The sequence below is a fragment of the Actinacidiphila sp. bgisy145 genome (assembly GCF_057708125.1).
The window spans coordinates 161,376-186,806 of the sequence record NZ_JBYIRL010000015.1 but is presented as its reverse complement, the minus strand read 5'-3'; the positions used below and the strand labels follow the sequence as shown (position 1 = coordinate 186,806).

At 74.7% G+C, this 25,431-nt stretch carries 23 protein-coding genes and 1 tRNA gene; 10 read left to right on the top strand and 14 right to left on the bottom strand.

Translation table 11 applies throughout. The features are described 5' to 3' along the window. The first annotated feature begins 245 nt into the window (after positions 1-245). Both glpK and AC3ERT_RS16330 read left to right on the top strand, forming a co-directional pair. Complete coding sequence (gene glpK, locus AC3ERT_RS16335; RefSeq protein WP_335976248.1) at positions 246-1,757, top strand: glycerol kinase GlpK; 1,512 nt, start codon at positions 246-248, stop codon at positions 1,755-1,757. A gap of 7 nt (positions 1,758-1,764) precedes the next feature. Beyond that, positions 1,765-3,378 carry a glycerol-3-phosphate dehydrogenase/oxidase gene (locus AC3ERT_RS16330; RefSeq protein WP_335975312.1) on the top strand — a complete coding sequence of 538 codons (1,614 nt, stop codon included), beginning with the start codon at positions 1,765-1,767 and terminating at the stop codon, positions 3,376-3,378. Positions 3,379-3,550: 172 nt separating this feature from the next. Here AC3ERT_RS16330 and AC3ERT_RS16325 read toward each other — a convergent pair whose 3' ends face one another. Continuing rightward, a complete protein-coding gene (locus AC3ERT_RS16325) occupies positions 3,551-4,327 on the bottom strand; it encodes a nucleotidyltransferase domain-containing protein (RefSeq protein ID WP_335975309.1) in 777 nt (258 codons plus the stop codon). Between the two features lie 167 nt (positions 4,328-4,494). Here AC3ERT_RS16325 and AC3ERT_RS16320 point away from each other — a divergent pair, with 167 nt between their 5' ends. Beyond that, entirely contained in the window at positions 4,495-5,166 is a 672-nt protein-coding gene (locus tag AC3ERT_RS16320; RefSeq protein ID WP_435174951.1) for a FadR/GntR family transcriptional regulator, read from the top strand. Positions 5,167-5,215: 49 nt separating this feature from the next. Here AC3ERT_RS16320 and AC3ERT_RS16315 read toward each other — a convergent pair whose 3' ends face one another. The 4 genes from AC3ERT_RS16315 to AC3ERT_RS16300 form a co-directional block, all read right to left on the bottom strand. Continuing rightward, entirely contained in the window at positions 5,216-6,067 is an 852-nt protein-coding gene (locus AC3ERT_RS16315) for an amidohydrolase family protein (protein WP_335975302.1), read from the bottom strand. Beyond that, positions 6,064-7,056 (bottom strand): aldo/keto reductase, encoded by a 993-nt coding sequence (locus AC3ERT_RS16310; protein WP_435174948.1) that lies wholly within the window; start codon positions 7,054-7,056, stop codon positions 6,064-6,066. The genes AC3ERT_RS16315 and AC3ERT_RS16310 overlap by 4 nt, the downstream gene beginning before the upstream one ends. Positions 7,057-7,163: 107 nt before the next feature. Next, positions 7,164-7,973 carry an SDR family NAD(P)-dependent oxidoreductase gene (locus AC3ERT_RS16305; protein WP_435174945.1) on the bottom strand — a complete coding sequence of 270 codons (810 nt, stop codon included), beginning with the start codon at positions 7,971-7,973 and terminating at the stop codon, positions 7,164-7,166. Then, a complete protein-coding gene (locus AC3ERT_RS16300) occupies positions 7,970-9,289 on the bottom strand; it encodes an enolase C-terminal domain-like protein (RefSeq protein WP_435137731.1) in 1,320 nt (439 codons plus the stop codon). Before AC3ERT_RS16300 ends, AC3ERT_RS16305 begins: the two co-directional genes overlap by 4 nt. Before the next feature lie 305 nt (positions 9,290-9,594). On the opposite strand from AC3ERT_RS16300, the gene AC3ERT_RS16295 reads away from it, so the two are divergent. Next, positions 9,595-10,584: a PAC2 family protein gene (locus AC3ERT_RS16295; protein ID WP_435174942.1), complete on the top strand. Its 990-nt coding sequence runs from the start codon at positions 9,595-9,597 to the stop codon at positions 10,582-10,584. 12 nt (positions 10,585-10,596) lie between these two features. Here AC3ERT_RS16295 and mshC read toward each other — a convergent pair whose 3' ends face one another. The 4 genes from mshC to AC3ERT_RS16275 form a co-directional block, all read right to left on the bottom strand. Continuing rightward, positions 10,597-11,826 (bottom strand): cysteine--1-D-myo-inosityl 2-amino-2-deoxy-alpha-D-glucopyranoside ligase, encoded by a 1,230-nt coding sequence (gene mshC / locus AC3ERT_RS16290; RefSeq protein ID WP_435174940.1) that lies wholly within the window; start codon positions 11,824-11,826, stop codon positions 10,597-10,599. An 83-nt stretch (positions 11,827-11,909) separates the two neighbouring features. After that, the gene (locus tag AC3ERT_RS16285) at positions 11,910-12,872 is read right to left on the bottom strand and encodes an SCO1664 family protein (RefSeq protein WP_435174937.1); all 963 of its coding nucleotides are present in this window, start codon (positions 12,870-12,872) and stop codon (positions 11,910-11,912) included. Next, the gene (locus tag AC3ERT_RS16280; protein ID WP_335975281.1) at positions 12,836-13,426 is read right to left on the bottom strand and encodes a DUF3090 domain-containing protein; all 591 of its coding nucleotides are present in this window, start codon (positions 13,424-13,426) and stop codon (positions 12,836-12,838) included. The genes AC3ERT_RS16285 and AC3ERT_RS16280 overlap by 37 nt, the downstream gene beginning before the upstream one ends. Positions 13,427-13,531: 105 nt before the next feature. Continuing rightward, positions 13,532-14,260, bottom strand: coding sequence for a histidine phosphatase family protein (locus tag AC3ERT_RS16275; RefSeq protein ID WP_335975278.1), 729 nt, complete (start codon positions 14,258-14,260; stop codon positions 13,532-13,534). Positions 14,261-14,626: 366 nt separating this feature from the next. On the opposite strand from AC3ERT_RS16275, the gene AC3ERT_RS16270 reads away from it, so the two are divergent. Then, the gene (locus AC3ERT_RS16270; protein ID WP_335975275.1) at positions 14,627-15,214 is read left to right on the top strand and encodes a hypothetical protein; all 588 of its coding nucleotides are present in this window, start codon (positions 14,627-14,629) and stop codon (positions 15,212-15,214) included. Positions 15,215-15,254: 40 nt separating this feature from the next. Here the strand turns inward: AC3ERT_RS16270 and AC3ERT_RS16265 are convergent, their stop codons facing one another. Next, positions 15,255-16,310: an LLM class F420-dependent oxidoreductase gene (locus tag AC3ERT_RS16265; protein ID WP_435174934.1), complete on the bottom strand. Its 1,056-nt coding sequence runs from the start codon at positions 16,308-16,310 to the stop codon at positions 15,255-15,257. Positions 16,311-16,443: 133 nt separating this feature from the next. On the opposite strand from AC3ERT_RS16265, the gene AC3ERT_RS16260 reads away from it, so the two are divergent. Next, the gene (locus AC3ERT_RS16260) at positions 16,444-17,421 is read left to right on the top strand and encodes an aldo/keto reductase (RefSeq protein WP_335979601.1); all 978 of its coding nucleotides are present in this window, start codon (positions 16,444-16,446) and stop codon (positions 17,419-17,421) included. 62 nt (positions 17,422-17,483) lie between these two features. Further along, positions 17,484-19,823: a helix-hairpin-helix domain-containing protein gene (locus AC3ERT_RS16255; RefSeq protein WP_435174932.1), complete on the top strand. Its 2,340-nt coding sequence runs from the start codon at positions 17,484-17,486 to the stop codon at positions 19,821-19,823. A gap of 88 nt (positions 19,824-19,911) precedes the next feature. On the opposite strand, the gene AC3ERT_RS16250 is transcribed toward AC3ERT_RS16255, so the two are convergent. After that, a complete protein-coding gene (locus AC3ERT_RS16250; protein WP_335979597.1) occupies positions 19,912-20,517 on the bottom strand; it encodes a hypothetical protein in 606 nt (201 codons plus the stop codon). A gap of 48 nt (positions 20,518-20,565) precedes the next feature. On the opposite strand from AC3ERT_RS16250, the gene AC3ERT_RS16245 reads away from it, so the two are divergent. Continuing rightward, positions 20,566-20,754: a DUF5703 family protein gene (locus tag AC3ERT_RS16245; RefSeq protein ID WP_335979596.1), complete on the top strand. Its 189-nt coding sequence runs from the start codon at positions 20,566-20,568 to the stop codon at positions 20,752-20,754. Positions 20,755-20,978: 224 nt separating this feature from the next. Here the strand turns inward: AC3ERT_RS16245 and AC3ERT_RS16240 are convergent, their stop codons facing one another. The 3 genes from AC3ERT_RS16240 to AC3ERT_RS16230 form a co-directional block, all read right to left on the bottom strand. Continuing rightward, positions 20,979-21,596 carry a chaplin gene (locus AC3ERT_RS16240; RefSeq protein ID WP_435136611.1) on the bottom strand — a complete coding sequence of 206 codons (618 nt, stop codon included), beginning with the start codon at positions 21,594-21,596 and terminating at the stop codon, positions 20,979-20,981. 210 nt (positions 21,597-21,806) lie between these two features. Further along, positions 21,807-22,040, bottom strand: a complete 234-nt coding sequence (locus AC3ERT_RS16235; RefSeq protein ID WP_335979593.1) for a chaplin — start codon at positions 22,038-22,040, stop codon at positions 21,807-21,809. 175 nt (positions 22,041-22,215) lie between these two features. Further along, complete coding sequence (locus AC3ERT_RS16230; protein ID WP_335979592.1) at positions 22,216-23,553, bottom strand: M20/M25/M40 family metallo-hydrolase; 1,338 nt, start codon at positions 23,551-23,553, stop codon at positions 22,216-22,218. Positions 23,554-23,796: 243 nt separating this feature from the next. Here AC3ERT_RS16230 and AC3ERT_RS16225 point away from each other — a divergent pair. Together AC3ERT_RS16225 and AC3ERT_RS16220 are read left to right on the top strand one after the other, a co-directional pair. After that, a tRNA-Leu gene (locus AC3ERT_RS16225) sits at positions 23,797-23,881 on the top strand. Between the two features lie 351 nt (positions 23,882-24,232). Next, the gene (locus AC3ERT_RS16220) at positions 24,233-25,417 is read left to right on the top strand and encodes a beta-ketoacyl-[acyl-carrier-protein] synthase family protein (RefSeq protein ID WP_335979589.1); all 1,185 of its coding nucleotides are present in this window, start codon (positions 24,233-24,235) and stop codon (positions 25,415-25,417) included. Positions 25,418-25,431: the final 14 nt, after the last annotated feature.

Sequence of the window (25,431 nt, the reverse complement as noted above, 5' to 3'; positions counted from 1 at the left end):
CCCCCCCCCCCCCCCCCCCCCCACGGCCGCCGTACCGGCCCCACCGCCGGCCGCCGCACCCGAACACGAGACACGCGGCACCGGCCCGATCCGCCCACCGACCCGCCCGCACAGGACGCCAGACCCAGCAGGAGCAGACCGTGACCGACACCCCGCACGAGACCGGCACCACCGCCGCCGACGCCACCGCCTCCGCCGACCCGGCCGCACAGGACGCCGGCGGTTCGCACGGCACCGGCCCCTTCATCGCCGCCATCGACCAGGGCACCACCTCCAGCCGCTGCATCGTCTTCGACCGGGACGGCCGGATCGTGGCGGTGGACCAGAAGGAGCACGAGCAGATCTTCCCCAAGCCCGGCTGGGTGGAGCACGACGCCGCCGAGATCTGGACCAACGTCCAGGAGGTGGTGGCCGGCGCCGTCCGCCGCGCCGCCCAGGACGTGCCCGGCTTCGCGCCCTCCGACGTCAAGGCGATCGGCATCACCAACCAGCGCGAGACGACGCTGCTGTGGGACCGGCACACCGGCGAGCCGGTGCACAACGCGCTGGTCTGGCAGGACACCCGCACCGACGCGCTCTGCCGCGAACTGGGCCGGGACGTCGGCCAGGACCGGTTCCGCGCGAAGACCGGGCTGCCGCTCGCGTCGTACTTCGCCGGCCCGAAGATCCGCTGGCTGCTGGACAACGTGCCGGGCCTGCGCGAGCGCGCCGAGGCCGGCGACATCCTCTTCGGCACCATGGACTCCTGGGTGATCTGGAACCTCACCGGCGGCGCGGACGGCGGGGTGCACGTCACGGACGTCACCAACGCCTCCCGCACCCTGCTGATGGACCTGCGCACCCTCGACTGGGACCAGGAGATCCTGGACGAGATCGGCGTGCCGGCCGCGGTGCTGCCGCGCATCGGCTCCTCCGCCGAGGTCTACGGCACCACGGACATCGGCGGCCTGTCGGACGTCCCGGTGGCCTCCGCCCTCGGCGACCAGCAGGCCGCGCTCTTCGGCCAGACCTGCTTCGCGCCCGGCGAGGCCAAGTCCACCTACGGCACCGGCACGTTCATGCTGCTCAACACCGGCGAGACCCCGGTGGACTCGCACAACGGCCTGATCACCACCGTCGGCTACCGGATCGGCGACCAGGCGCCGGTGTACGCGCTGGAGGGCTCGATCGCCGTCACCGGCTCCCTGGTGCAGTGGATGCGCGACCAGATGGGCCTGATCAGCACCGCCGCCGAGATCGAGACGCTGGCGCTGACCGTCGAGGACAACGGCGGCGCCTACTTCGTACCGGCATTCTCCGGGCTGTTCGCCCCCTACTGGCAGGACGACGCCCGCGGGGTGATCGCCGGGCTGACCCGCTACGTCACCAAGGCGCACATCGCCCGCGCCGTCCTGGAGGCGACCGCCTGGCAGACCCGCGAGATCGCCGACGCGATGACCAAGGACTCCGGTGTCGAACTGGCCGCCCTGAAGGTCGACGGCGGCATGACCTCCAACAACCTGCTCATGCAGACCCTCGCCGACGTGCTGGCCGCACCCGTGGTGCGCCCCATGGTCGCCGAGACCACCTGCCTGGGCGCGGCCTACGCCGCCGGACTCGCGGTGGGCTTCTGGCCGGACACCGACACGCTGCGCGCCAACTGGCGGCGCGCGGCGGAATGGACGCCCCGGATGGCGGACGCCGAACGGGAGCGCGAGTACCACAACTGGCGCAAGGCCGTGACCCGGACCATGGGCTGGATCGAAGAGGAGCACTGAGAACGCCATGACCACCCTGCAACGCGTCCCCGCGCTGGGGACGCACCCGACCGCCGGCACGAACCCCGGGCGGGCCGAGACCCGCGAACTGCTCGGGCACGCCACGTACGACCTGCTGGTGATCGGCGGCGGCATCCTCGGCATCACCACCGCCTGGCACGCCGCCCAGTCGGGACTGCGGGTGGCGATGGTGGACGCCGGCGACTTCGCCGGCGCCACCTCCTCGGCCTCCTCCAAGCTGCTCCACGGCGGCCTGCGCTACCTCCAGACCGGAGCGGTGCGGCTGGTCGCCGAGAACCACCTGGAGCGGCGCGCGGTCTCCCACGACGTCGCGCCGCACCTGGCCAACCCGCTCACCTTCTACCTGCCGGTCTACAAGGGCGGCCCGCACGGCGCGGCCAAGCTCGGCGCGGGCGTGTTCGCGTACTCCGCGCTGTCCGCGTTCCGGGACGGCGTCGGGCACGTCATCAGCCCGGCCCGGGCCGCCCGCGACGTGCCCGAGCTGCGCACCGACGACCTGCGCGCGGTCGCGGTCTACGAGGACGGGCAGATGAACGACGCCCGGATGGCCCTGATGACGGTGCGGGCGGCGGTCGACGCGGGCGCGACCGTGCTCAACCACGCCGAGGTCACCGGGCTGCGCTTCACCCGCGGCCGGGTGACCGGCGCGGAGCTGCGCGACCGCACCGACGGCGCCGAGTTCGGCGTGGACGCGCGGCTGGTGCTCAACGCGACCGGCCCGTGGGTGGACCACCTGCGGCGGATGGAGGACCCGACCGCGGTGCCCTCGATCCGGCTGTCCAAGGGCGCGCACCTGGTGCTCAAGCGGACCGCGCCGTGGCGGGCGGCACTGGCCACCCCGATCGACAAGTACCGCATCACCTTCGCGCTGCCGTGGGAGGACATGCTGCTGCTCGGCACGACCGACGAGGAGTACGAGGGCGACCCGGGCGAGGTGGCGGTCACCGAGGCCGACATCACCCAGATCCTGGACGAGGCGGCGTTCTCCGTCCGCGACCACCAGCTCACCCGGGACCTGATCACCTACTCCTTCGCCGGGCTGCGGGTGCTGCCGGGCGGGCCGGGCGACACCGCGAAGGCCAAGCGGGAGACCGTGGTCACCGAGGGCCGCGGCGGGATGCTGTCCATCGCGGGCGGCAAGTGGACCACCTTCCGGCACATCGGCCGCACCGTGATGGCGAAGCTCGCCGAGCTGCCCGGGCACCCGCTCGCCGACGACCTGGAGCCGCTGTCCCGGCTGCCCAAGCGCGCCCCGCTGCCCGGGTTCGCCAGCCGCGACGCGGTCGCGCACCGGCTGGTCGTCGACGGCATCGCGCCCGGCCCGCGGATGGCCGCCGACACCGCGGGCCACCTCGCCGGGCACTACGGCTCGCTCGCCTTCGACATCGCCCGCCTGGCCAACGAGGACCCGGCGCTGGCCGAGCGCATCCACCCGGACGCGCCGGAGATCTGGGCCCAGGTGGTCTACGCCCGCGACCACGAGTGGGCGCAGGACGTGGACGACGTGCTGCGGCGGCGGACCACGCTCACCATCCGGGGTCTGGACACGCCGGAGGTAAGGGAGGGCGTGGCGCGCCTGCTGAAGGAGCGCCAGGACTGAGGACGGCACCGGCCGTTCGAATCAGCCGGGGCCGCCCGCTGTTCCTCCGGGGACGGCGGGCGGCCCCGCCCGCTTCCCGGCGGGGGCGGCCCGGCTTCACAGCTGGGGTCCGGCCTTGCAGCTGGGGCCCGGCTTTACGGCTGGGGCCCGGCTTTACGGCTGGGGTCCGGCTTTACGGCTGGGGCGGCGCGGGGTCCAGCAGGGCGTCGAGTTCCGCCAGGAGTTCGGCGGATGGGACGCGGCCGGTCCGCTCCAGCAGGGCCAGCCAGCGCTCCCGGCCCTCGCGCCACAGCGCGGGCAGGGTGCCGGCGGCGACGGCGCGGACGGTAGCGGGCGGCAGCTCGGCCTCGGCGGCGCGGGACGGGGTGAGCCAGTGCGCGGTGCTGTGCTCGGCCAGGCGGGCCATCCACAGCAGGTGGCGGGCGGCGTGCGCGAGGGCGTCCCGCGCCCGCAGGTGCTCGCCGCGGGCGGTGACGTGGGCGGCGAGCACCATCCAGTTGGCGAACCGCCCGCACAGGTCGGCGACCTCCTCGGCGGTGCCGGGCAGCGGCGCGCGGACGGGCAGCGCGGCGAGCACCGGGGCGAGCGCGCCGTCGCGGTCCACCACGACCATCGCGTCGACGGCCGCGCCCCTGGCCGGCCACTCCCCCACCGACGGGATGTCCGCGGTGGTGGCGAAGTGGAACTCGCCGCGGACCGCCTGGGCGAAGAGCGCCACATGGGTGCCGAACTCGTTGCGCAGCAGCAGGCGGACCGGCGCGACCCGGGCGCACCAGGCAGCCGGGTCGAGAGCGGCGCGCGCCGCCGGGTCGAGGAAGAGCCAGAACTCCACGTCGCTGTGCGCGTCGCCCTCCCCCGCGGCGAAGGAGCCGTACATCAAAGCGGCGCGGACGCCCTCGTCGGCGCGGCACAACGCCCGCACCCGGTCGATCAGTTCGTGCTGGATCACGCGCGCCAGTATGGGTGTGCGGCCGGGCCGGCTCCAGCGGTTTCGCGGCGCGGCGGCCCCGTACGGGGGCGGGCGTGGGGACGTGGCGGCGGGTGTGGCCCATAATGGGGATACATCGGAGGTCTGGCCCGGCAGGGTGCCGGCAGGCCCGACACGGGGAGGCCCGGATGGCGGTCACGGACGAGGCGATCGACAAGATCAAGGACATGATCGTCTCGGGGGCGCTGCGGCCGGGCGACCGGCTGCCCAAGGAGAGCGAACTGGCGGCCGAGCTGGGGCTGTCCCGCAACTCCCTGCGCGAGGCGGTGCGCGCGCTGTCGCTGATCCGCATCCTCGACGTACGGCAGGGCGACGGCACCTACGTCACCAGCCTGGACCCGCAACTGCTGCTGGAGGCGCTGAGCTTCGTGGTGGACTTCCACCGCGACGACACGGTGCTGGAGTTCCTGGCGGTGCGGCGCATCCTGGAGCCGGCGGCGACCGCGATGGCGGCGGTCCGACTCACCGCCGACGAGCTCGACGTCCTCCAGGGCAAGCTGGACGCGCTCGGCCCGGCCCCCTCGGTGGAGCAACTGGTCGCCTCCGACCTGGACTTCCACCGCGGCATCGTGCAGGGCTCGGGCAACTCCGTGCTCTGCTCGCTCCTGGACGGGCTGTCCGGGCCCACCACCCGCGCCCGGATCTGGCGCGGGGTGACCCAGGAGGACGCCATCGCCCGCACCCTCCACGAGCACCGGGCGATCCTCGGCGCGCTGCGCGACCGCGACCCCGACGCGGCGCGCGCCTGGGCCACGGTCCATGTGGCGAGCGTCGAGCAGTGGCTGCGCTCCACCCTGTAGGGGCCGGGCAGGTCGGGCCAAGCAGGTCAGGCCAGGTAGGCCGTGCCGGTCAGGCCAGGCCGTAGACGCGGAAGGCGTTGCCGCCGAACACCGCGTGCCGTTCGTCCGCGCTCAGGTCGGCCGTCGCCTGCTCGGCGAGCGCGACGACGTCGGCGTACCGGCCCGCGAGCGTGCACACCGGCCAGTCGGAGCCGAAGAGCACCCGGTCGGAGCCGAAGGCCGCCAGGACGTGGCGGGCGTGGGGCAGCACGTCCTGCGGCCGCCAGGACGCCCACTCCGCCTCGGTGACCAGCCCGGACAGCTTGCACACCGTGTTGGGGTGGTCGGCGACCGCGGAGATCTGCTCGGCCCACGGCTCCCACCGCCCGGCCGCGATCGGCGGCTTGCCCGCGTGGTCCAGCACGAAGCGCACCTCGGGCAGTTCCTCGACGGCGGCGAGCGCGGCGGACAGCTCGCGCGGGGTGACGAGCAGGTCGTAGGCGAGCCCGGCGGCGGCCACCGCGCGCAGCCCGGCGCGCACGTCGGGGCGGTCCAGCCACTGCGGGTCGGCCTCGTCCTGGACCTGGTGGCGGATGCCCACCAGCGGCCCGGCCGCGGCGAGTTCGGCGAGCACGCCGGGCAGCGCGTCGGGGTCGGTGAGGTCGGCCCAGCCGACCACGCCGGAGATCCGGCCGTGCGAGGCGCGGGCGAGGGCCAGCAGGTCGCGGGTCTCCTCGAGCGAGGAGCTGGACTGCACGACGATGGTGGTGTCGATGCCGTGCGCGTCCAGCTCCGGCAGCAGCTCCGGCAGCGCGAAGGTGCGGTTCAGCGGCGCCAGGGCGGCGCCGCGCAGCCAGGGCTGCGGGCGGCGGTCGAGGTCCCACAGGTGGTGGTGCGCGTCGATGCGCAGCGGCCGGGTCACCGCCCCACCGCCGGGAGGGCGGCGGCCGGCAGCGGCACGTCCGGGTCGAGCAGGCCCTGCGCGACGAGCGCGGGCCACAGCTCGGCGGGGATGTCGTAGTCGAACAGCGCCGCGTTGTCGCGGACCTCGGCCGCGCTCGCGGCGCCGACCACCGCGCAGGTGACCGCGGGGTGCGCGAACGGGTAGCGCAGCGCGGCCGCCCGCAGCGGCACTCCGAACTCGCCGCAGACCGCCTGGAGTTGCCGGGCCCGCTCGACGAGGCCGGCGGGCGCGGCCTGGTAGTCGTAGGGCGCGCCCGGCCGGGGGTCGGCGAGCAGCCCGGAGTTGTAGACGCCGCCGGCCACCACCTGGGTGCCGCGCCGCTCGCAGACCGGCAGCAGGTCGTCGTACGCGGTGCGCTCCAGCAGCGTCCAGCGGCCCGCGCACAGCACCACGTCCACGTCGAGGTCGGCGACGAGGCCGGCCAGTACCCCGCTGTGGTTCATGCCGAAGCCGATCGCCCCGACCACGCCCTGGTCGCGCAGCGCGGCGAGCGCCGGGAAGCCGGTGGCGCGGACCTCGTCGAGGTGGTCCTCGACGTCGTGCAGGAAGACGAGGTCGACCCGGTCCACGCCGAGGCGGCGCAGCGAGCCCTCCAACGTGGCCTCGATGCCGCCGGCGGTGAAGTCCCACTCCCGGGCCCGGGCCGGGTTGTCGACGAAGCCCTGGCCGTCGGGGGTCTCGCCGGGCCGCAGGTCCCGCAGCCGCCGGCCGACCTTGGTCGACAGCAGGTACGACCCGCGGTCCCGCCCGGCCAGCGCCGCGCCGAGCCGCTCCTCGGCGCGGCCCAGGCCGTAGTGCGGCGCCACGTCGAAGTACGCCGGCTGCCCGGCGCGGGTGGCGAACGCGGCCGCGACCGTCGCCTCGGCCTGCTCGTCGGTCATCGCGGTGTAGAGGTTGCCGAGCGGGGCGCAGCCGAGGCCGAGCCGGGGCAGTGCCGGTACGGGCATGCGGTGGGTCCCTCCTAGCGGGAAACGGGAGCGGGGTGCGGGCGGGGAGTGCGGTTCGGGCGTGCGGGCGGGGCCGGCGACGGGGGTCCGTCGCGGCAGGCAGGACCCTAGTCGGCCGACGGGCGCAGCCGCAGGCCCTGCATGCCGCCGTCCACGGCGAGACTGGCCCCGGTGACGCTGGCGGCCGCGGGGCTCGCCAGGTAGACGATCGCGGCGGCGACCTCGTCGGCGCTGACCAGCCGCCCCATCGGCTGCCGGGCGTTGAGCGCGGCCCGCTCGGCGGCCGGGTCGCCGGCCTGGTCGAGCAGCCGGCCGACCCACGGCGTGTCGGCCGTACCGGGGTTGACGCAGTTCACCCGGACGCCTTCGCGGACGTGGTCGGCGGCCATCGCGAGGGTCAGGGCGAGCACGGCGCCCTTGCTGGCGCTGTACAGGGCCCGTTGGGGCAGGCCGGCGGTGGCCGCGATGGAGCAGGTGTGGGTGATCGAGGCGCTGCCGGGGCGGGCGGCCGCGGCGGCGCGCAGGTGCGGCAGGGCGGCGCGGGCGGTCCGCACCAGGCCGAGCACATTGATGTCCAGCACCCGCCGCCACTCGTCGTCGGCGTTGTCCTCCACCGTCCCCACGGCGCCGATCCCGGCGTTGCCGACGAGGATGTGCAGGCTGCCCAGGGTGCCGACGGCCTCGGCGACCGCGGCGCGCACCGCCTGGTCGGAGGTGACGTCGGCCTGGACCGGGACGGTGCCCTCGGGGGCGCCCGCGGGGTCGCGGTCCAGTACGGCGACGCGCGCGCCGCGGGCGGTCAGCAGCCGGGCGGTGGCGGCGCCGATGCCGGAGGCGCCGCCGGTGACCAGGGCGGTCAGCCCGGTGAGGTCCTGGGCGGAGGCGGTGGGGACGGGGGTGTGCGGGGCGTCGGTCATCGGGCTGCCAGCTCCTGTCGGGCCACCCAGACCGGACCGTCCGGGTAGCGGTAGTCGGTGAGGGTCGCGGGGACCATGCGGGCGGAGAAGCCGGGGGCGGTGGGCGCCCGGTAGCGGCCGCCCGCGACCACCGCGGGGTCGGTGAAGTGCTCGTGCAGGTGGGGGACGTACTCGATCACGCGGTCGTCCCAACTGCCGGAGACGGCCACGTAGTCGAACATCGAGAGGTGCTGGACGAGTTCGCACAGGCCGACGCCGCCGGCGTGCGGGCAGACCGGCACGCCGAACTTGGCGGCCAGCAGCAGGATCGCCACGTTCTCGTTGACCCCGGCCACCCGGGCCGCGTCGATCTGCACGAAGTCCACGGCGCCGGCCTGGAGCAGCTGCTTGAACACCACCCGGTTGGCGACATGCTCGCCGGTGGCGACCGGCACCGGCTGCCCGGCGCGCACCGCCGCGTGCCCGAGCACGTCGTCGGGGCTGGTCGGCTCCTCGATCCAGTACGGGTCGTAGGGGGCGAGCGCGCGCATCCACGTGATCGCCTCGGCCGCCTCCCAGCGCTGGTTGGCGTCGACGGCGATCCGGATGTCCGGGCCGACCGCCGCCCGGGCCAGCCGCATCCGCCGCAGGTCGTCGTCGAGGTCGGCGCCGACCTTCAGCTTGATCTGGGTGAAGCCGGCCGCGACCGCCTCGCGGGCCAGCCGGGTCAGCTTCTCGTCGGTGTAGCCGAGCCAGCCGGGCTCGGTGGTGTAGGCGGGGTAGCCCTCGCGGCGCAGCCGCCGCGCCCGCTCGGCGCGGCCGGGTTCGGCGCGGCGCAGGATCTCCAGGGCCTCGTCGCGGGTCAGCGCGTCGCCGAGGTAGCGGAAGTCGACCAGGTCCACGAGCTGTTCCGGGGTCATCCCGGCCAGCAGTTCCCACACCGGGCGGCCGGCCCGGCGGGCGGCCAGGTCCCAGGCGGCGTTGACGACCGCGCCGGCCGCCATGTGCATCACGCCCTTCTCCGGGCCGAGCCAGCGCAGTTGCGAGTCGTGGGTGAGCAGGCGGGCGAAGCCGCCGAGGTCGGCGGTGACGCTGTCCACGGTGCGGCCGACCACGTACGGGCGCAGGGCGCCGATCGCGGCGGCGACGACGTCGTTGCCGCGGCCGATGGTGAAGCACAGCGCGTGTCCGGCCAGTTCGTCCGGCCCGTCGGTGCGCAGCACCACATAGGCCGCGGAGTAGTCCGGGTCGGGGTTCATGGCGTCCGAGCCGTCGAGCTGCTCCGAGGTCGGGAAGCGGATGTCGGACACCTCGACCCCGGTGATGGTCGGACTCATGCACTCTCCCGTCACGAGACATCGGATCTCTATCGGTGATCCGATGTATAGCCCCGTATGGTGCGCTCCGTCCAGAGGGAGGCCGGAAATCATCGACAACAGATCCGACGTATTCCGGTTCCGGCGGCCGGGGAGCCGACCGGCGGAGTGTGCGGGGCGGCGCGCGGGGGGCCGGCCCCGGCGCGGACTGCGGCGCACCGCCCCCGACGCCGTAGGCTTGTTCCCGCACGTGGACGTACACCGCGCGCACGGCAAGCCGGTACGGGGGCGGACCGCCGCCTCCGCCGGCCGGAAGGAGGAGCTGGGTGATCGAGCTGGAGGGTGTTCCCGAGCTGATCGACCCGGTCATGGTGGCCGCGTTCGAGGGCTGGAACGACGCCGGGGACGCGGCCTCCACCGCGGTCGACCACCTCGACCGGGAGTTCAAGGGCGAGGTCTTCGCGGCACTCGACGCGGAGGACTACTACGACTTCCAGGTCAATCGGCCCACGGTGTGGATGGACGGCGGCACCCGGAAGATCACCTGGCCCACCACCCGGCTGTCGGTGGTCCGCATCCAGTCGCCCAAGCCGCGCGACCTGGTGCTGGTGCGCGGGATCGAGCCCAGCATGCGGTGGCGCTCGTTCTGCAACGAGATCCTGGGCTTCGCCCACGAGTTGGGCGTCGAGATGGTCGTCGTCCTCGGCGCGCTGCTCGGCGACACCCCGCACACCCGGCCCGTCCCGGTCTCCGGGGTCACCTCCGACGCGGACCTGGCCGCCACCATGAACCTGGAGGAGTCCCGCTACGAGGGCCCCACCGGTATCGTCGGCATCCTCCAGGAGGCGTGCACGCACGCGGGCATCCCCGCGGTGAGCCTGTGGGCCGCGGTGCCGCACTACGTCTCCCAACCGCCCAACCCCAAGGCCACGTTGGCACTCCTGAACCGGCTGGAGGACCTGCTCGACCTGCGCGTCCCGCAGGGCGAGCTGCCCGAGGACGCCCGCGCCTGGCAGGTCGGCGTCGACCAGCTGGCCGCGGAGGACAGCGAGGTCGCGGAGTACGTCCAGACGCTGGAGGAGGCGCGGGACACCGCGGAGCTGCCGGAGGCCTCCGGCGAGGCCATCGCCAAGGAGTTCGAGCGGTACCTGCGGCGCCGCGACCCCGGGGACTACGCGACGAGCGAGGGTACGGACGGGGTGCCCAACTTCCGCGCCAAACCCGAGCCCCGTCAGGAGCCGGAGTCCGCTCCTGACGAGGCCGAGGGCGACGAGGAGAGCGGCTCCGGCTCCTCCGGGGAAGACGGCGACGAGTAGCGGCGCGCCGTATTACAGGGCCACGCCCAGGAGGGCGTCGACCGTGCGGGAGACCAGCCCGGGGGCACCTGTGTCCGTACCCCCACCCGCCGCCTGCGAGGCCGCCCAGGCGTCGACGGCGGCGAGGGCGCGAGGCGCGTCCAGGTCGTCCGCGAGGGCGGCCCGCACCTCTTCGAGCAGCGCGTCGGCGGAGGGCCCGTCCGGGCGGGAGACGGCGGCGCGCCAGCGGCCGAGGCGGGCGACGGCGTCGGCGAGGACGGCGTCGGTCCACTCCCAGTCGGCCCGGTAGTGGTGCGCGAGCAGCGCCAGCCGGATCGCGGCCGGATCGACCCCGTCCTTGCGCAGCGCGGAGACGAAGACGAGGTTGCCGCGGGACTTGGACATCTTCTCACCGTCGAGGCCGACCATCCCGGCGTGGACGTACGCCTTCGCGAACGGGTACCCGCCGGTGAGCACCTGCGCGTGCGAGGCGCCCATCTCGTGGTGCGGGAAGGCGAGGTCGGAGCCGCCGCCCTGGACGTCGAAGCCCATCCCGAGATGGTCCAGCGCGATCGCCACGCACTCGATGTGCCAGCCGGGCCGCCCCGGCCCGAGGGACGCGCCGTCCCAGCTCGGCTCGCCCGGCCGCTCGGCGCGCCACAGCATCGGGTCGAGCGGGTTCTTCTTGCCCGGGCGCTCCGGGTCACCGCCGCGCTCCGCGGAGAGCACCCGCATCGCCGCCGCGTCCAGGCGGGAGACCGAGCCGAAGTGCGGGTCGGTCTCGACCGAGAAGTACACGTCGCCGTCCACGTCGTAGGCGGCACCCGCCTCCCGCAGGCGCTCGATCAGCGGCACGATGCCGGGTATGGCCTCGACGGCGCCGATGTAGTGGGCCGGGGGCAGCAGCCGCAGCGCCGTCATGTCCTCGCGGAACAGCGCGGTCTCGCGCTCGGCGAGCGCGGTCCAGTCGTCCCCGGTGTCCGCGGCCCGCTCCAGCAGCGGGTCGTCCACGTCCGTGACGTTCTGCACGTACTCGACCTGGCGCTTCGTGTCGAGCCACACCCGCTGCACCAGGTCGAACGCGTTGTAGGTCGCCGCGTGCCCCATGTGGGTGGCGTCGTACGGGGTGATCCCGCAGACGTACAGGCGGGCGACCGGACCGGGCTCGACGGACACGAGTCCCCCGGTCGACGTGTCGTGCAGACGGAGGGGGCGTCCGGTGCCCGGAAGGGCGGGGACGTCGGAGGCTGGCCAGGCATGCATGAGATGAGGGTAACCGGGCGGCCTCGCGCCCACTCCTCGCGGGCCCGGCGGAAACCCGCCCGTGACCAGGCCCTCCAGCCCGATCAGACCGGCGGCCAGGGGATGGCGGGCCACTCGCCGGAGGGCGAGGGATGAACGCCGGTGGCCAGGAGCCGGTCCACCCGGGCGCGCAGGGCGGCGGTCTCGGCGGGGGTGAGGAGTTCGGCCAGCCGGTCGCCGAGCGGGCCGGAGAGGTCGGCTCCGAGCTGTCGGAGCATGTCGGCGGCCTCTACCGGCAGCGGCTCGCCCGCCCACCCCCACAGCAGGGTGCGCAGCTTGTCGTCGGTGTGGAAGGTCACGCCGTGGTCGATGCCGTAGAGCCGGCCGTCGGCGGCGACCAGCAGGTGGCCGCCCTTGCGGTCGGCGTTGTTCACCACGGCGTCCAGGACGGCCAGCCGGCGCAGCCTCGGGTCGTCGGCGTGGACGAGCAGCGCGGTGCCGCCGCCGTCGAGTTCGGCGCGGACGACCGCCTTCCAGCCCGGCGCCGGCTCCAGGTCCTCCGTCAGCGCCAGCAGCGCACCGGCGCCCCCCGCGCCGCCGGCCTCCTCGTCCGCGCCCGCGCCCTCACCGGCGTCCTCGGCCGGGTCGTCGTCGTCCGGGTCGTCCTCGTCCGCGGAGTCGATCCACAGCTGGACCATGCCCTCGCCGTACGGTCCGTCGCGCAGGACGGTGGGCGGCACCAGGCCCCAGCCGGTGGCCTCGGAGACGAGGTAGGCGGCGACCTCGCGCTCGGCGAGGGTGCCGTCGGGGAAGTCCCACAGCGGACGCTCGCCGCGTACCGGTTTGTACACGCAGACGACGGTGTGGCCCTCGTGGGTGCTCTCGCACAGCAGCACGGCGTTGGACGCGTCGCGGATCTGCCCCCGCACCGTCAGCTCGCCGTGGCGCAGCGCCTCGATGTCCCGCGGGTCGAACGCGGCCGGGGTGACGGCCGGTGCCGCGGTGCCGGTCCCCGGGTCCGTCCCGGTGCTCAGGCCGACCTCCGGTACCCGTTCTGGCGCGGGCATACGTGTCCTTCCGGGTCCAGGGGCAGGCTGCACAGCGGGCAGGGCGGGCGGCCGGCGGAGACCACGTCGAGCGCGCGCTTGGCGAACGACCGGGCCTGCGCGCCGGTGAGCAGCACCCGCAGCAGCGGCGGGCCGTTCTCGTCGTCCTGGAGCAGCTGCTCCTCGGCCGCCTCCAGCTCCTCCTCGTCCCCGCCGACCAGCTCCACCAGGGCCTGTGCCTCGATGACCATCCGCTCATGGGTGCCGTCCCACGCCAGCGCCATGGTGCCGACCCGGAACTCCTCCTCGACCGGCACCTCCAGCGGGGCGGCGTCCAGCATCTCGCTGGGGGCGACGGCGGGCACCGCGGCATTGCCGCCGGTCCTGCGCACCACCTCGTCCAGGAGTTCGTCGATGCGCTCGGCGAGCGCGGCCACCTGCGTCTTCTCCAGCGCCACGCTGGTGGTCCGGCCCAGCGCGGTGGCCTGGAGGAAGAACGTCCGCTGTCCCGGCTGACCGACGGTCCCGGCGACGAAACGCTCCGGGTGTTCGTAGAAGAAGACCTGACGGGGCACGCCCTGCTCCGTTTACTCGACGCGATCGGATGGATCGACTGTGCTGGTGGCGGGCGGCACGCCGGGGCGCGGGCCGCCGGTCATCCACCCTACTGCGGAAGGAGATCACGAGGTGCCGGTCGAGCCGCCCACCACCGCGTCCCCGGGGTCGATCCGGCCCGCCGCGCGCGCGTCCGCGGCGCCCTCGGCCGGCGGCACCGGGATCAGCCCGGTGAGGTCGCCGGTGTCGCCCAGCCGCAGCAGGAACGGCCGGTGCGGGGTGTAGCGGACCACCGTGACCGAGCAGGGGTCGGCGTTGATCCGCTGGAAGAGGTCGAGGTGCATGCCGAGCGCGTCGGCGACCAGCGCCTTGATGACGTCGCCGTGCGAGCAGACCAGGTACAGCGCGTCCGGGCCGTGCGCGGCCTCGATCCGGGCGTTCCAGTCCCGTACGGCGTCGACCGCGCGGGCCTGCATCGCCCGCATCGACTCGCCCTCGGCGCCGGGGAAGACCGCGGCGGAGGGGTGGCGCTGCACGGTCTCCCACAGCGGCTCCGCGACCAGCTCGCCGATCTTCCGGCCGGTCCAGTCGCCGTAGTGGCACTCGCCGAACCGGTCGTCGGTGTGCAGCGGCAGTTCGGACCGGGTCGCCAGCAGCGGGCCGACGGTCTCCTGGCAGCGCTCCAGGGGGCTGGCGACGACCGCGGCCAGCGGGAGCGCGGCGAGGCGGGCGGCGAGCGCGGTGGCCTGGGCGCGCCCGGTGTGGTCGAGGGCGACGCCGGGGGTCCAGCCGGCCAGTACGCCGTCGGTGTTGGCGGTCGAACGGCCGTGCCGGACGAGGATCACGGTGGGCATGTCCGCCACCGTAACCCCTTCCGGGCAGGCGCGTTGTGCTGGGTGACGGCCGTGGCGGGGAAGATCCCCCCGAGCCCCCACCACGGCCGCCGAGGGGCCGCCCGCCGCCCGGCCCGTTTTCCGAGCGTCTTTGCTCGCCGCTGACCGTGTTTTGCTCCCGCCTGACGCCCCGTTGCCTGTGCTTTGCATGCCCGTCAGGAGCCGTGCGCCCGGCGGCCGGTCGGGGTTTGCCGGTCCTCGCCCGCAGGCTCCGGCTTGTCACTCCCCGTGGGTAAGGTGCAACGGGGGACGGGTCGAGTCGGCCTGATGAGTCGGGACCGCGAAGCAGGTGTGGAGATGTTCAGCAAGGCGACGAGGAGCCGCCCGATGACGGATCTGGGCGTGGGTACCGCAGGCGCGGACTGGTCCGCCCACCCCCGGCTGAGGGACGCCGTGCAGGCCTACTTCCTGCACCCGGACATCGCGTTGGAGGCGATCGGCGGGGTGCTCGGCCGGCGCCGCGTGCGCGGCTTCACCCTGGAGCGGGTGGTGGACCTGACGGAGGCCGGCACCTCGATCTGGCAGGAGGCGGCGGTCTGCGACGGGCGGCGGCTCATCCTGTGGCACAGCGAGGAGTCCGCCGACGAGAGCGCCCCGGGCGGGACCGTGCTGGACTCCTCGGTGCAGGTGCTGCCCCTCGACGCGATCGGCCACATCGGCATGCGCACGCTCGTCGGGCACGACGAGCGCGGGCACCGCGTGGACCGCGGGGTCTACCTGGTGCTGGCCACCGCCATGCCCCACGAGGTCACCACCATCCAGCCCGACCCGGACGCCCCGCCGCCGCACGTCACCGCGCGCCTGCGCCCGGAGTCCTTCCGGTTCAGCAAGTCCCTGGAGGACGGCGGCCCCGGCCAGATCGCCCGCCTCATCGACTTCGGCCGCCTGCTGTCCCGCCTCGTCCCGAGCGGCTAGGACCCGAGCAGTTGGGAAGGGCGGGGCAGCCCGGCACGTCCTAGGCCAGCCCCGCCAGGGTCAGCGCCTCGACGCCCGCGCGCAGGCCGGCGAGGCGCTCCTCCAGCGTGAACCCGGACGGTGCGAGCGAGAGCGTGGTCACCCCCGCGGCGGCGTACTCCTTCATGCGGTCCGCGATCCGCTCCACCGGCCCCAACAGGCAGGTGGAGTCGATGAGTTCCTGCGGCACCGCGGCCGCGGCGGCCTCCTTCTCGCCGGCAAGGTACTTCTCCTGGATGTCGGCGGCCTCCCGCTCGTACCCCATGCGCCGCGCGAGCTGGTTGTAGAAGTTCTGCTTGCGGCTGCCCATGCCGCCGACGTACAGCGCGGTGTACGGGCGGAAGGTGTCCGCGAGCTTCGGCAGATCCTCGAGGGAGCCGAGCGACAGCGGCAGCGTGGGGCAGACGTCGAACCCGTCCATCGTCAGCCCGGCCTTCTCCCGGCCGGCCCGCAGCGGGCGGATCGCGGTCTCGGCCAGGTGCGCGGCGGACGGGAAGATCAGCAGGGCGCCGTCGGCGATCTCACCGGTCTGCTCCAGGTTCTTCGGGCCGATCGCCGCGATGTACAGCGGGATGTGCTCGCGCTGCGGGTGCACGGTCAGCCGCAGCGCCTTGCCGGGGCCGCCCGGCAGCGGCAGCGTCCAGTGCTCGCCCTCGTACGACAGCCGCTCGCGGGTCATCGCCTTGCGGACGATGTCGACGTACTCGCGGGTGCGGGCCAGCGGCTTGTCGAACCTGACGCCGTACCAGCCCTCGGAGACCTGCGGCCCGGACACGCCCAGGCCCAGCCGGAACCGGCCGCCGGTCAGGCTGTCCAGGGTGGCCGCGGTCATCGCGGTCATCGCGGGGGTGCGCGCGGGGATCTGGAGGATCGCCGAGCCGACGTCGATCCGCTCGGTCTGCGCGGCCACCCAGGACAGCACGGTCGGCGCGTCGGACCCGTACGCCTCGGCGGCCCAGCACACGGAGTACCCGAGACGGTCGGCCTCCTGCGCGACGGCGAGGTTGTCCGCGTCCATCCCGGCACCCCAGTAGCCGAGGTTGATCCCGAGCCGCATAGCGCTCCCCTAACTGCGTACTGGCCAGTAACGTCGTTGTCCCCCCGGACTTTAGCGCCTCGGCCCGGCGAACGCGCCTGTCGGGTACGTCACTGCTCCCCATTTGCGGGGCCGTTCGCTAGCCTCAGCGGTCATGGAGCACAGGCAACTCGGCCGCACCGGCCTCCGCGTGTCCCGGCTCGGGCTCGGCACGCTCACCTGGGGGCGCGACACGGGCGAACGGGACGCCGCCGACCAGCTCAAGTCCTTCTGGGAGGCGGGCGGGTCACTGGTCGACACCGCTGACGTGTACGCGGACGGAGGCGCGGAATACCTCCTCGGCCGGCTGATCGAGGACCTGGTGCCCCGCTCGGATCTGGTGATCGCCACGAAGGCGGGCAGCGTGCCCGACCCGGACCGGCGGTTCGACACCTCCCGGGGGCACCTGCTGGCCGCGCTCGACGCCTCGCTCCAGCGGCTCGGCACCGACCACGTCGACCTGTGGCAAGTGCACGCCTACGACCCGGACACGCCGCTGGAGGAGACCCTCCAGGCGCTCGACATCGCGGTCAGCAGCGGCCGGGCCCGCTACGTCGGCGTCTCCAACTTCTGCGGCTGGCAGCTCGCCAAGGCCGCGTCCTGGCAGCTCGCGTCGCCCGGGCGCACCCCGCTGGCCAGTACGCAGATGGAGTATTCGCTGCTCCAGCGCGGGGTCGAGCGCGAGGTGCTGCCTGCCGCGGTCGACCTCGGGGTGGGGCTGCTCCCGTCGTCGCCGCTCGGGCGCGGGGTGCTCACCGGCAAGTACCGCAACGGCACCCCCGAGGGCTCGCGCGGCTCCTCCGAGATGGCCGCGTTCGTCGCGCCCTACCTCGACGAGACCGCCGGGCTGATCGTGGACGCGCTGGCCATAGCGGCCGACGGGCTGGCGGTGTCCCCGCTGCACGTCGCGCTCGCCTGGGTACGGGACCGGCCCGGGGTCAGCGCGCCCATCCTCGGCGCGCGCAACGCCGCGCAGCTGAGCACCGCGCTGTCGGTGGAGGGCCTTACGCTGCCGGAAGAGATCTGCTCGGCCCTGGACGACGTCTCGGCGCCGCTGCACCGCTACCCGGACCACGACTGGACCACTCTCTGAGCGCCGTACCGCTCCTTGAGTGCTGTACGGCGCGGTCGTCCCGCTCCACGGAGGCTTTCCGCGTGACCACCCCGACCCCGTCCGACGACTCCACCGCGCCCCCGGCCACCGGCAGCGCCGCCACCGCGGACGGCCCCGCCGTGCCCGCCGCGCGCCCCGGCCCGGCCGGGAAGCCGGACCTGGCGAGCCTGGCGGCGGCGATGCGCTCCATCGAGCGCGGTGAGAGCCCGGCGGCCCCCGCCCCGCGCGGCGACGCGGCCGAGGCCCGGCGCAAGCGGCGCGAGGCGATGGCGGAGGAGACCGCCCGCCTCCAGGCCCTGGAGGCGGCGGAGGCCGTCCCGGCGGGTGGTTCCGCGGCGCCGGACGCGGACGCGGACGCGGGCCCGAGCGCGCCGGACGCCGTTGACGGTGACCCCGAACCCGCCCCCGCCCCCGCCACCGACGCGGGCGGCACCGGCGACGACGACGGGGAGAGCCCGCACAGCGACCCGGCCGCGCCCGAAGGCACGGACAGCGCCGAGGTGGACGCCCGGGGCAGGGAGCCGTCGTCGTCCGGTCCGCTCGGCAAGGAGGCCGCGGGGGCGGTCCGGGAGCGCCCGGAGCCGCGCTCCGCTGCCGCGGGTGCGGCGGTCCGGGGCCCCTTGGACGCGGTGGCGGTGGCGGCCGCGCGGGAGGTCCTGGCCGGGGGCGGGGCGCCCGGGGAGCTGGCGGAGCCGGTGGTGCGGGCGCTCGGGGAGGGCGCGGCGGAGCTGGTGCGGGCCGACCCGTGGAGCGTGCTCGGCCTGCCGGGGGTACGGGTCGGTGTTGAGCAGGTGGACGCGTTCGCGCGGGCGGTGCTGGGCGAGGCGGTCGGCCCGGGTGACGAGCGGCGGGTGCGGGCGCTGGTGAGCCATGTGCTGGACCGGGCCGCCGAGCAGGGCCACACCGCGCTGGGCGCGGACACGCTGCGTACGGCGCTCGCGCGCTACTCCGTGCCGGACCCGGACGCCGGGCTCGCGGCGGCCGTGGAGGAGGGCCGGGTGCTGGCCTTCCGCGAGGCGCCCGAGGGCGCGGAGGGCGCCGCACAGCACGCCGGCGATGCCGAGGGCGGCGAGGACGACGCGGACGGCGAGGACGGCGAACCGGCGCCCGTACGGCTGCTGTTCGGCCTGGACCGGTACGCCCTGGCGGAGGAGAGCCTCGCCGACGGCTGCGTGCGGCTGCTGCGGTCCTTCGAGGGCCCGCGGGAGGACGAGGCGCCCGGGTGGGAGGCCGCCGCGGCCGCCGCCCCGTCGCCGTCCGCGGCCGAGCTGATCCGGGCGGCGGCCGCGAGCGGCCTGGTCCTGCACACCGGCGGCGAGGCGGCCCGCGCGGAGCCCGCCGCGCTGGTGGCGGCCGCCCGGGCGGCGGGCCTGCGGGCGTACGCCGCCGCGTACACCGACAGCGGGCGGCGGCGGCTGGCCGAGGTCCCCGGGATCGGCGCGGAGGGCGCGCGGACGGTCGTAGAGCTGCTCGCGGGGGGCCGGTCCGCCGACGGCAGCCTGCCGCTGGACCTGCTCGCGGTGCTGGACGCCCCGCAGCTGTCCGTCGAGGAGGCCGCCACGCTGGTCGAGGCGGTCCCGGACGGTGCCCGGCTGGTGCTCAGCGGGGACCCGCACACGCTGTGGTCGGCCGGTCCGGGCCGCGCGTTCGCCGACCTGCTGGCCTCCAAGGCGTTCCCGCGGGTCACCTCGCGCACGCCGGACCCGGGGCCGATCGGCGAGCTCACCTCGTACGTGGCGGTCGGGGAGCTGGCCGCGGTGGAGGCGCCGGGCAAGGAGGTCGTGGTGGTCCCGGTGCGGGCGCCGGGCGAGGCGGTGCACCGCGCGGTGCAGCTCGTCGCGGACTCGGTGCCGCGCGCGTTCGGGGTGCCGCCGGGTGACACGCAGGTGATCACCCTCGCGCACGGCGGCCCGGTCGGCACCCGCGCGCTGAACGCGGCGCTCAAGGAGCGGCTGAACCCCGGCCCCGGCCGGTTCGGCGGCTTCGACCCGGGCGACCGGGTGGTCCATGTGCCGGCGCCGGGCCGTACGTATCCGGCCACCGTCGTGGGCGCCGACCAGGAGGGGCTGCGGCTGGCGGGCGCGGACGGGCCGGTGCTGGTGCCGCGCGCGGAGGTCGGGGCCACGGTCCGGCACGGCTGGGCCGTCACCGGCCACCAGGCGGCGGGCATCCGCTGGCCGGCGGCGGTCGTGGTGGTGCCGGGTGACGCGGGGCCGCTGCTCACCTGCGGCTGGGTCTACACCGCCTTCAGCCGCGGCGAGCGGCACCTGTCGGTCGTGCAGGGCGCGGATCAGGCGCTGGCGGCCGCGGTGGCCGGGCCGGTGGCGAAGGAGCGCACGACACGGCTGGCGGCGGTGCTGCGGGAGCTGGCCGCGCAGTAGGCACGCGGGGGCAGGAGCGGCAGCGGGGGCGGCGGCGGGCGGGCCGGGGGCGGCGGGCGGGGGCGGCGCGGCCCCCCCGCCCCCCGGTTCACTCGGACTCGACCGCGTCCGTCTCGTCCTCGAAGGCCAGGCTCATGTCGAAGCGGCACAGCGCGAGTTGCGGGTCGGCCTGGTCGAAGGGCGCGTCCAGCCACTCCCCCGGCTCGGTCGGCTCGGCCGCGCACACCCACAGCGTGGAGTCGCCCTCCTCCAGGCCGAACTCCTTGTGCCGCTGGGCGATCTCGTCGGGTTCGTACTCGCCGAAGACCGCCGCGACGGCCGCGGTGACCGACTCGCCGGCCTCCGCGTCGCCGTCGGCGGTGCGGCGGGCCTGGGCGAGCAGCCGCTCCGGCTCGACCACGGTGTAGTCGCGGCGGATCAGCACGCTGATCGACTCGGGGTCCTCGGGGCCGGTGTACTCCGGTGCGCCGTCACCCGCGGGCACCTCGAACGGGGTCACCTCGTCGTACGCGTCGTACAGCAGCTCGTCGTACGACTCGGCGGCCGAGGCCAGAGCTTCGAACGCCGCGTAGACGGACGGGTCGTCGTCCCCGGCACGGTTCTCGATGGCGTCGAGGTGGCGGTCGAGCGCGGCTTTGAGCGCTTCCGCCGCGGCACGGACCTCGGCGACGGTGGGCTGTACGTCATCAGACATGGAGCAGACGCTATCCGCAGAGGGGCGTTGCCCGCACAATAGATTGCGATGCCGGAATACGAATTCAGAGAGATGTACGTGCCGCGGGGTACCTCGCGCAAGGAAGCGGCACGTCTGCTGACCGACGAGGCCGAGTACAGGCACTGGGAACTGGACCGGGTGCGGCTCTACCCGGACGGGAGCCGCCGGGTGCGGCTGCGGCGCCGGATCATCCGCCAGATGCGGGCCACCTGGTGATCCACCAGGGGATATCCGCGCTCTGCCGGGAGGGCGCGGCCGGGGCCGGGTGAAGTGCCGCCGGTCGTTGCGCGGGGTGGTCCGCCCGCGCGGCCGGGGCGCCCGGCGGGGCCGGGTATGACCAGGGCATGTGACCAAGACCACGTGGAGTGGAGCGGCTCATCGATACCCGCGGGCCGGATCGGTGGATCGCCGGGGCCCGCGGGTCCGCCTGCCGTCGGCGGTCAGCGCCGTGCGGCGCGCCCGCGGCGGTAGAGCAGGGCGCCGCCGAGCAGCAGCGCGCCCGCGGCACCCGCGATCATCCCCATGTCGTCCGCGCCGGTGTGGGCGAGGGTGGGGGTGGTGGCGCCGGTCGGGGTGATCGTCTGCGCGGCCGGTACGGCGTCGTCGGTGGTGGTGCCGGTGTGGCCGGAGCCGCCCGAGCCGTTGGTGGTGCCGGGGTTGCCGGGGGTGGTCGGCGTACCGGGAGTCGTCGGCGTGCCCGGGGTGCCGGGGGTGGTCGGCGTACCGGGGGTCGTCGGCGTGCCGGGGGTGCCCGGGGCGCCGGGGTTGCCGGGCGTGCCCGGGCTGCTGGGTGTGCCGGGCGTCGTCGTTCCGCTGCTGCTGTTGCCGCAGCTGTTGCCGAACGCCGGGTTCAGCAGCGCGAGCACGTCGACGGTGTTGCCGCAGAGGTTCACCGGCACGTGGACCGGCACCTGGACGGTGTTGCCCGACACCACGCCGGGCGAGCCGGTTGCCGCGGCGCCCGCACCGGCGTCCGCGACGGCGAGCCCACCGGTCGCGGCGAGCACACCGCCCGTGGCGACCGCGGTGAGCAGGCCCTTCGTCATGACCTGACGCATGGGTTCGTTTCCCTACCTTCGATTCGACTCTTGACCGGAGCGGGCAGGGGGAACATCCATGCCCCGCACCTCCCCGAAAATGGCGAGCGGCCCCGGAGCGCCGCGAGGGCGTCCGGGGCCGGCCTCACCGCGCCCTCGGGCGCGGAAGGGTTCCCGAGCCGCGGCCTGAGGCGGCCGCGGAAGGTACCAGTGCTGGTGGCCAGGCGGTGCCTAGCTGTTGACGCAGGTGTTCCCGAAGGCGGGGTTGAGCAGCCCGACCACGTTGATCGTGTTGCCGCAGGCATTCACCGGCACGTGCACCGGGATCTGCACGACGTTGCCCGACAGCACGCCCGGGGACTGCACGGCGGCACCCTGGGCGCCGGCGTCCGCGAAAGCCAGGCCCGCGCCCGCGAGCACCAGACCGCCGGTGGCGGCCGCAGTGGCCACGACCTTCTTGATCATTACTTCCTCCTGAATGGGGCCGGTGTGGTCCCCTCAGCAGCGGACCACACCCGGCGTAACGACACGGAGGAAGCAGGGCAACGAAGAGAGTCGATCATTCACCCGTACCGGCGACCCGGGCCGCCGGTACGGGTACAGGAAAGCGAACGGCGTGCTCGGTGGACGCCGGCCGCGGTCAGCAGTTGTCGAGGAACCGGTCCAGCACCCGGACCCCGAACTTCAGGCCCTCGGTGGGCACCCGCTCGTCCACGCCGTGGAACATCCCGGCGAAGTCCAGCTCGGGCGGCAGTTGCAGCGGGGCGAAGCCGAAGCAGCGGATGCCCAGGTCGGAGAAGGACTTGGCGTCGGTGCCGCCGGAGAGCATGTAGGGCACGGTGCGGGAGATCGGGTCCTCGGCCTTGAGCGCGGTGCGCATCGCGTCGACCAGCGCGCCGTCGAAGTCGGTCTCCAGCGCCTTGTCGGAGTGCAGCGACTCGCGCTTCACCCGGGGGCCGAGCACCCGGTCGAGGTCGGCGAGGAACTCCTCCTCGTATCCGGGCAGGAAGCGCCCGTCGACATGGGCGGTGGCCTGGCCGGGGATGACGTTGACCTTGTAGCCGGCGCCGAGCATGGTCGGGGCGGCGGTGTTGCGCAGGGTGGTGCCGATCATGCGGGCGACGCCGCCGAGCCGGACGAGCGTCTCCTCCATGTCCTCCGGGTCCAGCTCGATCCCGAAGGCGTCGGACAGCTCGTCGAGGAAGCCGCGCACCGACTTCGTCAGCCGCACCGGGAACTGGTGCCGCCCGAGCCGGCCGACCGCCTCGCACAGCTCGGTGATCGCGTTGTCGTTGTTGGTCATCGAGCCGTGGCCGGCGGTGCCGTCCACGGTCAGCCGCATCCAGTGCATGCCCTTCTCGGCGGTCTCCACCAGGTACAGCCGCAGGTTCTCGTTGACGGTGAACGAGAAGCCGCCGACCTCGCCGATCGCCTCGTCGACGCCCTCGAACAGGCCCGGGTGGTTGTCGACCAGGTACCGGGCGCCGTAGGTGCCGCCGGCCTCCTCGTCGGCGAGGAAGGCCAGCACGACGTCCCGCGGCGGCTTGCGGCCGCTGCGCACCCGGTCGCGGATGACGGCGAGCGTCATCGCGTCCATGTCCTTCATGTCGACCGCGCCGCGGCCCCACACGCAGCCGTCGGCCACCTCGCCGGCGAAGGGGTGCCGGGTCCAGTCGTCGGCGTTCGCCGGGACCACGTCGGTGTGGCCGTGGATGAGCAGTCCGGGCCGGCTGCGGTCCTCGCCCTCGATCCGCACCACCGTGGACGCCCGGCCCGGGTGGGACTCGAAGATCTCCGGTTCCAGGCCCACTTCGGCGAGCTTCTCCGCCACGTACTCGGCGGCGGCGCGCTCCCCCGGGCCGGAGTGGTCGCCGTAGTTGCTCGTGTCGATCCGGATCAGCTCGGCGCACAGGTCGACGACCTCGTCCTCGCCCGCGACCCTCCCGTTCTCCGCCCTTGCGGGCCCCGACTCACTCACGCTGTCTCCTCGCTCGTTCCCCGCCGCCGCGACCGCGACCGGTGCCTGTTCCCATCCTCCCTCGCCGCCTGCCGTCTTCCCACCCCCGGCCCACCCCCCGGACCGGCCCCGCCGGGCCCCGCCCGGGCCGCTCCCCCGCTCCCGGCGCCCGGCGGCACCCGCCGACGGAGGTGCTTTCACGGTCTGGATCTTTGCTATGGTTTACCTCGTCGCCCCGGCCACGTCGCCGCGGTGACACACCCGGTCCGGGTGGCGGAATGGCAGACGCGCTAGCTTGAGGTGCTAGTGCCCTTTATCGGGCGTGGGGGTTCAAGTCCCCCCTCGGACACTCACAGTCATCACGGCATCGTCCGGGTCGAAATCCTTCGGCCCGGACTTTTTGCTGTCCGCCCGCCCGCTGGCCACCGCCCGGGCCCCCGGCAGGGTCAACGAGCCCCGCGCACGGCGCCGTTGCGCGTCGGCATCCCCAAACCCCCCGGTGGGCCGCGCACTTCTTCCAGCCGCGGTGCGTCGAGTGGCATCGGCCACAGATTCGCTCGAATCATGTCCAATTCGCCCTAACTTAGGTTATAAATTCCGAAGTGGTCAGCTGCTGTCCGCAATTGATCATCAGCGTGCGAAGTGACGTGTTTCATATACTTCGCAGCGATCCCTGGTACTGCGTCGAAAGGTGTGTCCCGTGGCCGCTTACCTCTCTCCCCCGGCGGTGATCCATGGCGAGCACGCCGTGACGACCGGCCAGATCCTGGCGGAGGTCCGGGCGCGGCACCCGCAGGCGCCGTGGCTGTCGCGGATCGAGGGCATCGCGGGCTCCACCGGGATCGACACCCGCGGCTGGATGCTGCCGCTGGAGGCGGCCGTCGCGCCCGGCGCCGGCAGCGGCCTGCGCACCCCGGACCCCGACCTGGCCCGCGAGGCGCTGGCCCGCGACGGGTTCGGCGAGGAAGAGGTGAAGCGGGCGATCGCCGCCCTGGAGGCGGTGCCGGCGCCGCAGACCGTGCAGGAGCGCACCGCCCCCGCGTGGGAGGCCGTGCAGGCGTACGGCGAGCGCGCGGCCCGCGGCGCCCTCCAGATCGCCGGGCTGGACGCCTCCGACGTCGACTGCCTGATCACCAGCAACTCCACCACCCCCGCGCTGCCCGGCCTGGACGTCTCACTCGCCAACCAGCTGCCGCTGCGCCCCGACGCGCTGCTGCTGCCGGCCGCGCAGTGGGCGTGCATCGCCGGCACCCGCTCCCTCGCGCTGGCCGCCGACCTGGTGGCCGCCGACCCCGACCGGGTGGTGCTGGTCGTCATATCCGAGGCGCTGAGCACCACCTACCAGCCCGCCGACGACACCCTCGAATCCCTCATCGTGCGGCTGCTGTTCGCCGACACCGCGGTGGCCGCGGTGGTCACCGGGCGCCGCCGCCCGGAGTCGGTGCTGCGGCTGGACGCGTCCTGGCACCACACCCTGCCCGGCACCCAGGCCCTGCACCGGCTGGAGACCCGCACCGACGGCACGCACTTCGTGATGGACCGGCACGGCCCGCGCGCGGTGCAGAAGACCGTCGGCGCGATGTGGGAGTGGCTGCGCCGCCGCCACGCCGGCGACGACTCCCCCTGGCACCCCGACCTGCTGCTCGCGCACCCCGGCGGCACCCGCGTGCTGGAGTACATGGAGCAGACCATGCCCGAGGGCTGGCCGACCGACGTTCTCAGCCACAGCCGGGACAGCTACCGCACCGGCAACCGCGGCGGCGCCGCCGTCTTCGACATCCTGCGGCGCGCCCATGACGCCGGGCAGCGGCCCGGCAGCCGCACCGTGCTGTACGCGGCGGCGCCCGGGCTGACGGCCACCGCCGTGGAAGCCGAGTGGCTCTGACCGCCTGACCGGCC